This window comes from Paenibacillus sp. FSL K6-1096, from assembly GCF_037977055.1.
Classification (GTDB): Bacteria; Bacillota; Bacilli; order Paenibacillales; family Paenibacillaceae; genus Paenibacillus_AQ.
Genome location: NZ_CP150274.1, coordinates 3,055,181 through 3,069,998, shown reverse-complemented (window position 1 = coordinate 3,069,998; position 14,818 = coordinate 3,055,181). Strand labels below are relative to the sequence as shown.

At 49.6% G+C, this 14,818-nt stretch carries 9 protein-coding genes; 7 read left to right on the top strand and 2 right to left on the bottom strand.

The features are described 5' to 3' along the window. Positions 1-68 precede the first annotated feature (68 nt). The 4 genes from MHI24_RS13655 (at position 69) to argH (ending at position 5,566) form a co-directional block, all read left to right on the top strand. Positions 69-1,361, top strand: a complete 1,293-nt coding sequence (locus MHI24_RS13655; RefSeq protein WP_340026128.1) for an aspartate aminotransferase family protein — start codon at positions 69-71, stop codon at positions 1,359-1,361. Further along, positions 1,358-2,326 carry an ornithine carbamoyltransferase gene (gene argF, locus MHI24_RS13650; protein WP_340026126.1) on the top strand — a complete coding sequence of 323 codons (969 nt, stop codon included), beginning with the start codon at positions 1,358-1,360 and terminating at the stop codon, positions 2,324-2,326. The genes MHI24_RS13655 and argF overlap by 4 nt, the downstream gene beginning before the upstream one ends. 463 nt (positions 2,327-2,789) lie before the next feature. Next, a complete protein-coding gene (locus MHI24_RS13645) occupies positions 2,790-4,025 on the top strand; it encodes an argininosuccinate synthase (protein ID WP_340026125.1) in 1,236 nt (411 codons plus the stop codon). A 122-nt stretch (positions 4,026-4,147) separates the two neighbouring features. After that, entirely contained in the window at positions 4,148-5,566 is a 1,419-nt protein-coding gene (argH, locus tag MHI24_RS13640) for an argininosuccinate lyase (RefSeq protein WP_340026124.1), read from the top strand. 118 nt (positions 5,567-5,684) lie between these two features. Here argH and MHI24_RS13635 read toward each other — a convergent pair whose 3' ends face one another. Then, entirely contained in the window at positions 5,685-6,470 is a 786-nt protein-coding gene (locus MHI24_RS13635; protein WP_340026123.1) for an alpha/beta hydrolase family protein, read from the bottom strand. 266 nt (positions 6,471-6,736) lie between these two features. Between MHI24_RS13635 and MHI24_RS13630 the strand changes: the two genes are divergently transcribed. Genes MHI24_RS13630 through MHI24_RS13620 form a run of 3 tightly spaced genes read left to right on the top strand, consistent with a single transcriptional unit; the run spans position 6,737 to position 9,803 of the window. Next, complete coding sequence (locus tag MHI24_RS13630; RefSeq protein WP_340026122.1) at positions 6,737-7,342, top strand: prepilin-type N-terminal cleavage/methylation domain-containing protein; 606 nt, start codon at positions 6,737-6,739, stop codon at positions 7,340-7,342. Further along, the gene (locus tag MHI24_RS13625; protein WP_340026120.1) at positions 7,326-7,910 is read left to right on the top strand and encodes a prepilin-type N-terminal cleavage/methylation domain-containing protein; all 585 of its coding nucleotides are present in this window, start codon (positions 7,326-7,328) and stop codon (positions 7,908-7,910) included. Before MHI24_RS13630 ends, MHI24_RS13625 begins: the two co-directional genes overlap by 17 nt. 15 nt (positions 7,911-7,925) lie before the next feature. Next, positions 7,926-9,803, top strand: coding sequence for a hypothetical protein (locus tag MHI24_RS13620; protein WP_340026118.1), 1,878 nt, complete (start codon positions 7,926-7,928; stop codon positions 9,801-9,803). An 84-nt stretch (positions 9,804-9,887) separates the two neighbouring features. Here MHI24_RS13620 and MHI24_RS13615 read toward each other — a convergent pair whose 3' ends face one another. Beyond that, positions 9,888-14,702 carry a DUF5057 domain-containing protein gene (locus MHI24_RS13615; protein ID WP_340026117.1) on the bottom strand — a complete coding sequence of 1,605 codons (4,815 nt, stop codon included), beginning with the start codon at positions 14,700-14,702 and terminating at the stop codon, positions 9,888-9,890. Between the last annotated feature and the right edge of the window lie 116 nt (positions 14,703-14,818).

Here is a 14,818-nt window from a genome sequence, read left to right as displayed (position 1 = left end):
CATTAGGTGAATACTAATAGACGCGCTGACGGGGAGCCGGCAGCAGCATGGTGGGAGAGTGAATGAGAATGAGTGAGCTGACGCAAACGCAACAAAATTCTTTGACAGGGGCACTGCAGGGACGTTCCGGAGAAGCGGGCGGACAGGAGGCGGCTGCCGCTCCTGCCAAGCTGAGTGCGGTTTTCCCGTCTTATGCCAGATACGATATCAGCCTGGTTAAAGGCCAGGGCAGCTGGGTCTGGGATGATCAGGGCAACAAATATCTTGACTTCATGTGCGGACTGGCCGTTACTAGTCTGGGCCATGCCCCGGAAAAGGTCGGCGCGAAGCTGAAGGCCCAGATTGATACGCTGTGGCATGTATCGAACCTGTTCCACATTCCGGGCCAGGACCGGGTAGCGGCGCTGCTTACTGCGAATAGCTGTGCGGATCAGGTCTTCTTCTGCAACAGTGGAGCGGAAGCGAATGAAGCGGCCATCAAGCTGGCCCGCCGGTATCACCAGAAGGTGAAAGGGAATGACCGCTATGAAATCATCACCTTCGAGCAATCGTTCCATGGCCGTACCTTGGCTACACTGACCGCTACTGGTCAAGCGAAGGTTAAGGAAGGCTTCCTGCCGCTTCCGGCAGGCTTCAAGACGGTGCCGCTGCATGACCTGGAGGCATTGAAGGCAGCTATTACAGAGCATACGGCAGCGATTATGCTGGAGATGGTGCTGGCTGAGGGCGGCGTGCTTGAGGTGCAGCAGGAGTTCCTGGATGCAGTGGTTGCGCTGTGCAAGGAGCATGGCCTGCTGCTGATCGTGGACGAAGTCCAGACCGGCATGGGCCGGACGGGCAAGCTGTTCGCCCACCAGCATTATGGCATTGAGCCGGATATCTTCACCCTGGCCAAAGGGATTGCCAGCGGCTTCCCGGCCGGTGTCATGCTCGGTAAAGGCTATCTGCGCGAGGCGTTCAGCCCGGGCAGCCATGCCAGCACCTTCGGCGGCACCCCGCTGGCGGCGGCTGTGATGGAAGCGACCATTGAGACAATGCTGGAGGATAACCTGCCGCATCGGGCGGCAGAGATGGGCGGGTACTTAACCGGACAGCTGAGAGAGAAGCTGGCGGATACCTCCTTCGTGAAGGAGATTCGCGGCAAAGGCCTGCTGATCGGTATTGAATGCCAGGAGCCGGTGGCCGAGATCGTGCTCGCCGGACAGAAGCGCGGACTGCTGTTCGTCCAGGCCGGACCGAATGTTATCCGGCTGCTGCCGAATCTGTATGTCAGCACGGACGAGATCGATCAGGCGGTGGACATCCTGTCGGAACTCATTCATACTTATGCTAATCAAAGAAACGGGGAGGCCCATTCATGAGTCAGGGAACACCAGGCGTTACAGAGACGATTGCCGCACAGCTCAAAGGACGTGACCTGCTGGAGCTGAACGACTATACTCCGGAGGAAATCACGTATTTGATTGATCTGGCAATTGAGCTGAAGCGCAAGCAGAAGAACGGCGAGGTCTACCAGCCGCTGCTGGGCAAGACGATCGGACTGATCTTCGAGAAGTCCTCTACCCGGACACGGGTGTCTTTTGAAGTAGGGATGTATCAGCTCGGCGGCCATGCGCTGTTCCTGAGCAAGAACGACATTCAGCTCGGCCGCGGTGAGACCGTCGGCGACACCGCACAGGTCATGTCGCGTTACCTGGACGGGATCATGATCCGCACATTCGGCCATGATAAAGTGGAAGAACTGGCGCGGTATGCCTCAGTGCCTGTCATCAATGGTCTGAGCGATCTGGCACATCCGTGCCAGGTGCTGGCAGACTACCAGACCGTGTATGAGCACAAAGGCAAGCTGAAAGGCCTGAAGCTGGCCTACATCGGCGACGGCAATAATATGGCGCATTCCCTGCTGATCGGCGGGGCCAAGCTGGGCGTGCATGTCGCGGTGGCCGGGCCGGAAGGCTATGAGCCGGACGAAGCGGTTGTGGCCGAGGCGCGCGAGATTGCCAAGGAGACCGGATCAATCATCACGATCACCCGCAGCCCGCAGGAAGCAGTGCAGGATGCCGATGTCATCTATACCGACGTCTGGGCGAGCATGGGCTTCGAGGCTGAGCAATTGGCGCGTGAAGCAGCGTTCAAGGACTATCAGGTCAATGAGGAGCTGGTAAAAGGCGCGAAGAGCGACTACCTGTTCCTGCACTGTCTTCCAGCCCACCGGGAGGAAGAGGTCAGCACGGGCGTGATCGACGGCCCGAACTCGGTCATCTTCGATCAGGCGGAGAACCGCCTGCATGCGCAGAAGGCGCTGATGGCGGCTTTGATGGGCTAGATGTAGCTGGAGTTAGGGCATCAGGAGCAAAGAGATGAGATTATTCTCAATTGCTAATATATAAAGTATCGTTTTTAGCGGACATTTAGAGATAAGTGTATTCTGTACAATTAAAAACAGTAAAAAGTAAGAGTTTTCTCTTGTAACTGTATTCTGTACAACTAAATCTGCGTGATGGGTCCGGATCTAGGTAATGAGAAATTTTAATTGTACGAACTACAGCTAAACGCACATTCGGCGGTATATCAGCTAATTTAGTTGTACCAATTGCAATTAAGCCTACCAATTACACCTTAATTGGATACGCAAACCCTATATACACAACACATATATACGATCAACGGGAACTTAAATAAGAGGGTTGAAGGATCGGAAGTCCAAACATTCTCTGGAGTGACATATACAACCCATTATGAAGTTGCAGTTGATCTTATCACCCTCCACACCGAAAGGAAGCAACCCCATGCCAAAAGAAAAAATCGTACTCGCCTATTCCGGCGGGCTGGATACCTCAGTCATTCTGAAATGGCTGAAAGAAACCTATGATGCGGAAATTATCGCCTTCACCGCCGATATCGGCCAGAAGGAAGAGCTGGACGGCCTGGAAGAGAAGGCGCTCGCTACCGGCGCATCCAAGGTCTACATCGATGATCTGCGCGATGAATTCGCCAGTGACTTCATCTACCCGATGTTCCAGGCAGGCGCCCTCTATGAGGGACAATATCTGCTTGGAACAAGCATTGCCCGTCCGCTGATCGCCAAGCGCATGGTGGATATCGCCATCGCAGAGGGCGCTACCGCCATTGCCCATGGCGCAACCGGCAAAGGTAACGATCAGGTACGCTTCGAGCTGAATGCGGCCGCGTTGTCGCCAAGCATCAAGGTGATCGCGCCTTGGCGTCTGGAAGAGTTCCGCAACCAGTTCCCTGGCCGTGCAGAGATGATCGCTTATGCTGAAGCTAACGGCATTCCGGTGCAGGCCTCTGCCGCCAAGCCGTATTCGATGGACCGCAATCTGCTGCACATCAGCTATGAGAGCGGCGTGCTGGAAGACCCTTGGTTCGATCCAAGCGCACCGGAGAACAAGGAAATGTTCCTGCTCTCGAACGCCCCTGAGGATGCTCCGGATGAAGCGGAATATCTGGAGCTGGACTTCGTGAAGGGCGACTGTGTAGCCTTGAACGGCGAGCCGTTATCCCCGCTGCAAGTCATGGAGAAGCTGAACGAGCTTGGCGGCAAGCACGGGATCGGCCGTGTGGATATGGTGGAGAACCGTTTTGTCGGCATGAAGAGCCGCGGTGTGTATGAGACCCCGGGCGGAACCATTCTGTTCACCGCTCACCGCAAAATGGAGTCCATCACCATGGACCGCGAAGTCATGAACCTGCGCGACAGCCTGATTACCCGTTACAGTACGCTGGTGTATAACGGCTTCTGGTTCGCACCGGAGCGGCTGGCATTGCAGGCGCTGGTGAACGAGAGCCAGAAGAACGTAACCGGTACGGTACGTGTGAAGCTGTACAAGGGCAACATCATCGGCGCCGGGGTCAAGAGCCCGGTCAGCCTGTACAACCCGGATATTGCCACGATGGAGGCCGATCCTACCCAGGCGTATGACCAGGGCGATGCGACCGGCTTCATCCGGCTGAATGCCCTGCGCCTGAAGGTGTCAGCGGGCGTGGAAGAATCCAAGAAGTAGAAGCGTATTGCCGCTGGAGCGGTATTTTATAGACCATATACTTATAGAAGCGGACACAGAAGGCCGTTCCTCCCATCCGGACAGGGGCGGCCCTTCTACCGTCCATAAGGAGGGAACATCAGGTGAGCAAGCTGTGGGGCGGACGTTTTACTAAAGGAACGAACAAGCTGGTGGAGGAATATACGGCTTCGATCGGCTTCGATCAGGCGCTGGCTGAAGAGGATGTGCAGGGCAGTCTGGCCCATGTGACGATGCTGGGGAAGTGCGGCATTCTGCCGCAGGAGGATGTAGAGACGATCAAGGGCGGACTCGCCAAGGTGCTGGAGAAGGTGCGGGCGGGGGAGATTGAGTTCTCAGTAGCCGATGAAGACATCCACATGAATATTGAAAAGAACCTGATCGCTGAGATCGGCCCGGTCGGCGGCAAGCTGCATACCGGCCGCAGCCGCAACGACCAGGTAGCGACGGATATGCACCTTTACCTGCGGAACCGGGTGGTGGAGCTGGTAACGCTGCTGCATGACCTGCAGGAGGCGCTGATCGGGCAGGCCAAGGACAATGTGGAGACTATTGTCCCTGGTTACACTCATCTGCAGCGTGCGCAGCCGATTCTGTTCGCCCATCATCTGCTCGCCTACGTGTCGATGTTCCGCCGCGATGCGGAGCGTCTGACCGACAGCTACAAGCGGATCAATGTGCTGCCGCTGGGCGCTGGTGCGCTGGCGGGAACGACGTTTCCGATCGACCGCCACTTCGTGGCTGAGCAGCTTGGCTTCGATAGCGTATATGAGAACAGTCTGGATGCGGTCAGCGACCGTGACTTTATCGTCGAGTTCCTGGCGAATGCGGCGCTGGTTATGACCCACTTGTCACGGCTCAGCGAGGAGCTGGTGCTGTGGAGCAGCACCGAATTCAGCTTCGTGGAGCTGGACGATGCCTTCTGCACCGGCAGCAGCATCATGCCGCAGAAGAAGAACCCGGATGTGCCGGAGCTGGTACGTGGCAAGACAGGCCGTGTCTACGGCAACCTGATTGGACTGCTGACCGTGCTGAAGTCACTCCCGCTGGCCTACAACAAGGATATGCAGGAAGACAAGGAAGGTATGTTCGATACCGTAGCTACGCTAACGGGTGCCTTGCAGCTGTTCGCGCCGATGATCTCCACGATGAAGGTCAACAAGAAACGGATGCGCGAGGCCGTGAATACGGACTTCTCCAACGCGACCGATATCGCCGACTTCCTGGTCGGCAAGGGACTGCCGTTCCGCCAGGCACATGAGGTAATCGGCAAAACCGTCCTGTATTGCATCAACGAAGGCAAGTTCCTGCTGGATCTGACTCTGGACGAATTCAAGCAGTTCTCACCGCTGTTCGACGATCAGATCTATGCCGTTCTCCAGCCGGAGGCGGTTGTGAACGCCCGTAATGTCTACGGCGGTACCGCGACCGTTCAGGTACAGGCCGCCATTGAGCGGGCCGAAGCCGCCCTGCTGGCCGCAGGCGAATGGGTGAAGCAGCATGGACCTGCTGCTGCGCAGTAAGCCCCGCCATTTTAACGGCGGAATCGGATAATAAGACAAAGACTGTCTCGACGGCATCGGCTGGATGCGGTGGGACAGTCTTTTTTGTGAGTATGCGCTTACAAATAATGTGAAATCATTACTTCTGGAGCGGCAGCCACTTCAGCACATCGCGGATCTTGGTGTCCCAATAACCCCACTCATGCTCGCCGGGGCCCTCTTCATAGGTCAGAGACAGCCCGGTCTCACCGCAGGCCTTACGGAAGGTCTGGTTGTCCTCATAAAGGAAATCCTCGGTTCCACAGCACTGATAGAGCAGTGGCTTCGGCCCCTCAGAACGGTCTACTTCCTGCAGCAGCCAGAGCAAATCTTCCGGTGTACCAGCAATGTCCTGGTCTCCAAAAATCTGCAAATACTCTTTAGACTTCTGCGACGCATCTTCCCAGTTCAGAGATTGATGCACCATATCCAGCGCCCCCGAGAGACTTGCGGCAGCGGCCCAGTTCTCCGGCTTGCGCAGCCCAAGCTTCATTGCCCCGTAACCGCCCATCGACAGTCCGGCCACGAAGTTATCCTCGCGCTTGTCCGACAACGGGAAGAAAGAGCGGGCCAGCGCAGGCAATTCCTCGCTGATGAAGGTCCAGTACCGTCCCCCTGTGGCCATATCGGTGTAGAAGCTGCGGTGCACCTGCGGCATAACCACGGCGATGCCCATCTCCGCCACATAACGCTCAATCGAGGTCCGGCGGAGCCAGATCGAATCATCGTCAGACAAACCGTGCAGCAAGTACAGCGTCGGGTGAAGCTTTCCTCTCGATACATTGCTCATTCCAATCTGCGTCGTGGTCTGCTGCGGCAGAATCACTGTCATCGAAGTACTGAGACCCAGCACCTCTGAATAGAACCTGCATTCAATCAAAGCCATTTGCGTATCCCCTTTCTGCCCACATGATAGCACAGCCCCCGCCGGAGTTAAATTGTAGAATTCTCCAGATTTATTGATCCCGGGCATTGCTGCTCCCGGAGCAGAGGGAATATAATGGAAGTAGGTAAAAAGATTCAGAAGAGCGTAAGCGAACACGGGACCAGGGACAGGGGCGCTCCTGACAGAAGGCCGGACAAGCCCGCTTTTTACTGCATAGGAACTAGAAATGATACATAGAAACTATTAGCCTACGGGGAGCGAACATCATGTCCTGGACAGACCCACGGAACCGCAGCCGGAAGCGGGGCAGAGAAGCCGGCTTCACCCTGATCGAGGTGCTGGCCGCCATCGTCATCTTGTCGATCGTATCGCTGGTGCTGACCTCTTACTTCACCCACGCGCTGTCCTACTCCAAATCCAACCAGAGCAAGACAGTCATGGTCAATCTGGCGCGCAATGCTTTGTTTTATATGGAGAAGCAGGATTTTGAGGAGATGAAGGTCTTCCTTAGAGGCAGACCTGCAACAGGATCACAGCCTGAGATTATAGGTCATCCGGCTATTCAAGCAGCCAGTTGTATCCCGTTGACACAGACGACAGCTGATTGTAGTGCTTACAGCACTGCGGTGAGTGATGTAACTACATTAGCGAAGGTACTCAATCCCACCATTAATAACATCAATTATCATATAGACATAGAGTATCAATCTTCTCTGCATACTGGAATGATCAATTCATCTGATTCTATTGAGAAGGCTACTGCCGAGTATCTTTTGCCTGTCCGGATCAGAGTGAGAGACTCAAATCAGGGTACAACCAATGCTAAGGAGACTATAGTGGAGGGGTATATTACCGATGAGCAAATTCGTTAATCTTCTCCGCAGAGAACAGGGGTTTACTCTGATTGAACTTATCGCGGCATTATCTTTGTTCTCCCTGGTATCGGCACTGATCTATGGGGTTTTGATGTTTGGTGTACATAGTTATCAAAGGGTCACAATGGAGAATACTTTGAGAGATGAAAGTGACCTGTTAATGTCCGCTATAATTACTGAAATTTATACTTTTGCTCCTAATACAATTTATTCCGATGGTACGGATAAGACAATAGTATTGCGCAGAGACAATATTAATGGAGGAATCGATGAGGTTGAAATCGGAATAGCGGATGGACAACTATTTATTAATGAATCTCCGGCTTCGAGTTCGGCTGCCCATGGTTCTTCTGGTTCTACAGAGATTCCGGCCACAGCCGATCCCTATCAAACACGCACTTCGACTGATTCTAAGCTGGGTCCGGCTTCATCCATTGCTCTGGTGTGTAGTACGGATACTGTACAGTCTTGTAAGAGTGGTCTGTTAAATATCAATCTTTCGCTAGTGTTAGAACGTGGGGATACAAGACGGCAGCTTGACCTTGAGAGCAAATTCGGATTCTAGGAGCGGTGGACAGAAATGGGAATGGGGCAAAATAAAAAGACTAGGCAGCCTGGGGTATTCTCCTTTGTACATTCTGAACGCGGATCTGCACTCGTGCTGGTAATGTTCATCGTTCTTCTCCTTACTATTCTTGGAACGGCAGTTCTTAGTGCTACTATTGGAGGTGCCCAGAGAAGTGAGATAAGAGAGAATGATGTGCAGTCCCTGCACCTTGCCCAGAAGGGGCTTAATGAAGCTGCTGCATATATTCAGTCTGAGCTGAGAGGATTGCAGCTGGAGGATATTGACCCGTATAGCTTAGGAGTGATTCTTGCGAAACTGGACCAGAACAAATCGAGTCTGAAAGTAGCTACAGAATTACAATCTGCTAGCCGTGGGGAAGTTGATGGCATCAAATACGATGAGTCTAAAGATAAAAAAATCACAAAACAATCAATCCAATATACGATTAATATCACCTCCAAAGCGGTAGTTAACGGAGTGGAACGGACACTGAGACAACAGGTCATTATCGACAGCTACCCTGATTTCCTAAAGTATGTATTCGGTTCAGAACAGACACTTAGACTGAATGGAGCACCTGTCCTGAAGGGCAATGTGTATGCCGGAGAGAGGTTGCTTGTAACTAATACCCCTTGGTATACATATTTGAGACATAGATATCCGGAAGTAACTCATGATTTCCCTGAGATTACTGGTAATGCTGATGGATCAGCCCCGGGAGAAGTCCATGTCCAAGGCATGGATAGTATCAAATATAAAGAGAATTTTCAGCCGAAGGAGAGTATATTATCCGAAGATCAGGAAGATGAAATGACCTCACTGCCAGAAGAAGAGAATTCAAGAAATGATGTATTGAACAAGATTCTGCATGTGAATTCCGCTAATGTCAAAATTAAAGAGAAGAATAAATTCGTCCGGATTAACGTCGAGGAATCGTTCTTCGATAAGCTGGCTCAGGGCCTGTCAGTTTCGAAAGATGACCTTTCCCAAAAGGCGTTAAGAAGCAGTATGCGAACAGAATATAATAAGAGTATAGCAGCTTTTAACTCCTGGATTATTGGCCGTTCCGAGGTTTCACATATTCAAGGGATGCCGGAAGCTCCTGAAAAAGTACGCCCAGATGCTGATGATGCAGTCCTTGCACAGTATGAAAAGGACCTGGAAGACTATGAATTGAAGCTTCAGGAACTGGAAAACTTAAATTCAACGGTTATCTTTAATGGGAATTTAGTTGTTGATGGTTTAGCGTATAAGAGATTGTTTTACCCGCCAGGAGCCTCTAATGAGTATGATCCCAAGAGCGGGAGTATGCCCCGCTGGTTCATCGTCGCTGGAAATTTAGAGATTAATAATTTTAAGCCGGATTTCTTACCTGTCCGGGCTAATATATTAGTTACCGGTAATGTTAAGATCAAAGGCAATGTTGAGTTTGATTCAACGATGCTGGTGTTAGGTGACACAACGGTAGAGGATGCCAATATAAGGGGGTACAGAGGGACGAATCAGAAGGCCAAAGAACTGGTTCTGATCTCCAAAGGTAAAGTGCTTATCAACCGCCTTCACGCCTTTGCTGTCAACGAACCAAGCCCCGAAGAAACGATGGAAGCTTTTTTCTATACTGATTCCAGTGGTGAATTGTACGGCGTAGGTTCTATGTTTCACCTGATCGGCGGTTTTTTTGCCAAAGGAAACCTGACTGTTAACGCGGTAAAAGGTAACGTTACTGAGCCCATTTCTGATGAGGGTGGCGGTCTGAACATCTCTCAAGCCGCTGTGCCAGAGCGTTTCGTGATTGATTATAAACCGGATATTTATGAGAATCAGCAATCTAGCTTACCTAGAGTGCAATCCGTCAATGTAAATGTAGGGCCAATGCAACTGATAAATTAATGGTATACACGGTTAAAAGGAGCCTTTCGCGTCAGCATTCACTGCGCCCAAAGGCTCCTTTTATTATGGCAAAGTTAGTTTACCTTAGTAACGATCATCTGTATCAAGCGGATAGACTTTGACGAGGATTGTTGTTTTGATCTGAGGATTATTTGCATACTGGACGGTTACCAATGTGCTTCCGCTTTTGTGTGCAGTGATTTTCCCCCGATTGTCGGAAGTAACAGGGCTTTGGAAGGAGGCGATGCCCGGGAAGGTACTTGTCCAGTCCAATTGATTCCGTACATCATTCAGAGCGATTTCTCTAGGTGAGAACCAGAGAAGCTGATCCAGGTATCTGGATTCGCCAACATTCATTTCGACTATAGTGCCTGTAAACTGGATATCCGTAAGAACCAGAGGCTCAATCCTAATCTCCTTAATCTTAGTGATACCTCCTGCCGTAACTGAAACAGTGATAGAATCTTTTGCCTTGATGCCAGTTAAATTATACTTGGTGTTATCCGTATCGTCTGGAGCTTTAGTTAGGCTTGCATACTGACCGCCATCTCCAACTATGCTCCAATGGATATCGAAAGCATCTGCGTTTTCAGGGGTGAAGTCCTGTGCATTCATCTCAATGAATCGGCCAACAAAAACACTGCTGGTACTATCGAGTGTAAAGTCCCTTAATGGGTTGGTAATGGTAACTCTCTTGGTGGCTGGGGAGCCCTCCTTATTAGTATTACTGTAGGCAGTAACTGTGATGATATAAGTTCCACTTTGCGGAGCATTGAAGGTTCCCATAGGTGAAGTTGAACCTGCCGTTGTCACATATTGATCAACTTTGTTGCCATTCTCGTCTATTACTGACCACTCATAGGTTATATCCGTCTCAACCGGATTGCTGGTATATACAGCTGTCAGGTCAATTGAAGAGTTGGCAGTTCCTGAAGCTTCCCCAGTAAGCTCAATGGTGCGTATCGGCTCAGGAGGGGTTGGGGCAGTCACAGTGATCTTGGCTGTATTGCTGACAGTTTTGCTCCCATCTTTAGCTTGGGCCATAATCTCTACTACACCCGGCGCAATTCCTTTGATGACACCTTCACTTGGCGATGTAATGAAGTTTTTGCCGCTGACGACGATCCATTCAAGCGTCCGGTTCTTTACATCTACATCTTCAGGCAGAATTGTAGTTATGGACGGGAGCGACAACTCTTGGTCAACCAGTATCTTCTCATCGCGTATCTCAATGGATGTAATTTCAATAATTACTTCCAGATTAATAGCAAGGAACTTCATAGTCACACTTAGCGGGGCCGGAGTAGCAGTTGGCATTACTGTCGGTGTGGCATTAGCAGTAGGCACAGGCGTAGCCGTCGCTGTTGCGGACGGAGTAACTGTCGCTGTAGGGACTGCGGTTGGTGCAGTGGTAGCGGTGGGCATTTCAGGCAACGAGCCTTCAAAAGGTAGATAACCTATTGAAATTCCACTAGATCCAATAGTCAGCAGAGATTCACCAATAATATTTCCGTTGAAGCTCCCAGTAAGATTGATACTAGCTAGTGGGGCTAGGAGTGACTGGTTGATCTCGCCGTAGCTTTCCACTGTCAATGATTTGGCTTGATAGAAATTGAGGATTGTATGGTTGCTACTCACTCCGTTTATAGATACACTGCCATTTGAAAACTTAATTGATTCTCCAGCAATATTAATCAGTACCGTTGAGCCTGCCGGAGCATCAATTTTGAGACTGCGCAGATTAATATTTTTCAGATTACTTGGCATTACATTGAAGATGTTTAGATTCGGATCCTTTCCAGTAACTATAAGGTCGCTTCCATCGGTAACCTTAACCTCCGTACCTTTTAAATCTCCCAGATATGCAGAGCGGTTTAGAAGCTGAGAGCCAATAGTAGTAAAATCCAACGGAGAGCCCTTCGTAATATTTGCTCTTTCTTGTGGTGATAGGTTGGCATACATTTCAATATTATTACCGTAGTAACCCTTGCCTGAAATTTTTCCGCCCCATGAGCCCCAGTACAAGTCATTGCCTACAACCAAAACAGTATCAGTTAGTGTATCACCCAAAGTAAAGGACTGTGCTTTTACGTTCCTTCCGGCAGCAGTTCGTCCCTTGTTCTGAAAGCTATTGTTATCATAGCGTATGTCTTTCAGCATAAAGACGGTGTAATCCTTAGCAATCCCAAGCGCCGAAATAGGGGCTGTTGAGCCCGGGAACACTGGAGGAGCTACAGTCGGAACCGGAGTCGGCACTGGCGTTGGTGTTGGTGTAGGCGTTGCAGCAATAGTTGGAGCCACTGTAGGGGCTTCGGTAGTTACAGGTTCTTCAGGTGTATGAATATCGTCATAGCTAATACTGGAGTTATCCAATACATACTTATCTGCTGCCTTAGGTATGAAGCTTAGGGAAAATTTATATACAAGCGGCTCCGTGGAACTGTGGGGATTAACCGGCTTATAATATTGCTTCCCATTTACCGTGACTAACTGGAAAGTAATGTTCTCAAAAGTTCCCTTTATGGTGTAACCTTCGCGTAGACTTCCGGTCTTGGTGAATCCTGTAGGTAATGATTGTCCTTCAAATTCCAGGTTTGGAGCAAACTTCTCATCATAGCGCAGGCCGGAAATCAATAAGTTATTTTTTCCTTGATATTGAGGTTGGACGTCCTCCAAACGTAATGTTTTTGGAGTAATGCTGTAGTCTATCGTTACCAGCTTGTCTCTGCCTATTTTGGTAGCGGACTGGATTCTGTTTATGGACAATGAAGATTCTACCTTTGAAACAGTTAAGGGGATGGTAACGGGCGAAGCTGATGCTCCCTGGTCATCTTGTGCTGTGATCACAATTTCAATGTTGCCGTTCTCGCTAAGCGGGTTCTTGAAGGTCTGCGTAATGGTCTCTTCAGATCCAACACGCCGATTGTTGATAGTATAGTCCGGGCTGGTTAGTTCTTTACCGTTCACTATAAATTTCAGGCTAGTGCTCAAACTGCGGTCCTTCAAATCCAGGTCGGCTACTGAATAGCTTACTGTCAGCTTATCCTGATAGGAGGGGATTACCGCTCCATGATCAGGTGAATATACTGTGATATTAGGAGCGTGATTAGCACCCATAAATGCTCTGTACATCGTGTTAACAAAAAGCTTCTGTTCCCATTCCGGGAAGACTGACTCACTGCTGGGAAGGTTGGACCCGAAAAGGTGGCCGGTTCCTGAATAGGTTACATTTCCTTTGGAGTAGGTGTAGTAATGGTTCCAGCTGTCATCAGGAGTCCGCTGAACTGCATCGCCGGATTCACTGATAATGTTATACCATGGCACAACTGAACGGTCTTCCAGGTCCAAAGTGAAGTATTGGTTATGGGTTTTGGCAACTTTGGGGTCGCCAATGCTGGTCTGAATACCATTGCTATTCTGCTGACTCAGGTAAAAAGGGTACTGCATGAGCAGACCATCGTTCACTGGCGTCACCTTTTTGGATGGATTAAGCGCATTATGACCAAGGTTAACAACGGGCTCTTTCTGACCGGTAATCTCTTTGAAATTGCCCACCCAAGTGTTGCTTCCGTAGAGGTTGATGACCGTATCATGTGTGAACATAGCACTTTGCTTGGATACGTTAATGAATTCCTTTACTGCTGTGATTGATAATGGCTTCATTATTGTCTTTGAGTAATATTCATCCCGGAAACCAAATAACAGCATATCATAGACGCCATTGAGTCCATATTCGTGATTGTTGGCAAAGCTGCTCTCAATATAACTATTGAATTCATCGATATTCATAACGGTAATATCCAGTTTGTAATCCTCATTACTCAAATAATCCTGATTCAGGTTAATTGATTTTTTTAGACTACTCTCATGTATAGGAGAACCACTGGAACCCGGCGGTGTAATCTGCAAGACTCTTACAATCGTCTTCTCATTGCGGTAACGGATGCTCCCGCGTTTAAAATCTTTTAATTGCAGAGCGCTGGTAGGATCACTAAGCTCAAGCTTCCAGTACAACAGACCCGAGAAGGTCCGGGGAAGAATATACTCCAGACTGCCGTTCGTTTTATTCACTTTCACAGACGCTACGACCTGCTGTTCGCTCAAAGCAATTGATTTATCCAGATTAATATATAACTTGGCTGTAAGAGGATGTTCCGTAAGATCTCCCGTATTGCTGACGCTGAAGTTGAATTTCAATTTGTCGCCGGGCGCATAAATCTTTCCTGCTGTGGAAGCCGGAACGTAATTGCTGATCTCACTGCTGTTCGTAATCTGCAGTTGTGGGCGCTGCTTCAGCTTGGAGCTGTCTTTTTTCAGACTATTGAAAAATTCAGTTAATCCTGCATCAGTCACAAATAGAACATTGCTCTTCTTCGTTGCAGAGATGCGCAAAGGATTAAAAGACTGATAGAGAATTCCTTTACGGGCGTCAGGCTTCTCCTGGTTCAAAAAGGTCTGTTCATGAAAAATGACATACAGGCCCTTATTAATAAAGAGCTTATTGATATCCTCCGCACGGAGCTGCGTAATATCATTCTGGATTGCCGAGGTATTCATGGCTGCGGAGCGTACAGAGACATCCTTATCCTTAAGGTTGCCCAAGGTAACAGGACTATAGGTACCCTTGCCTATGTAGATGCCGTCATATTGTCCATCCAGATCATCGCGTAGAGCAACAAACTTCTTCATGCTCATGGTGACAATTGTAAAGTCTGGGATTCCACTCTTGAGGGAGGTCAACTGGCTTGTACCATCTTCAGTGACTTCAAGCAATCGAACCGGGTAGTTGGTCTGGTCAGCTTCAATCTTGGAAAACATACTCCAGAGGATAACAACCAATATTAAGGACAATGGAAGGCAAAGCATAAGCAACAGTCTTCTTCTGTTCACGACCTTCACCGCGATCTCTCCCCGAAAAATATTAATAACACAAAATTTGTCATATAAACTTCTATTTTGCCTTGTTATGTATGTAGTTTAGGTGGGTTTCCATTGTAAATTTATCCAATCTATGC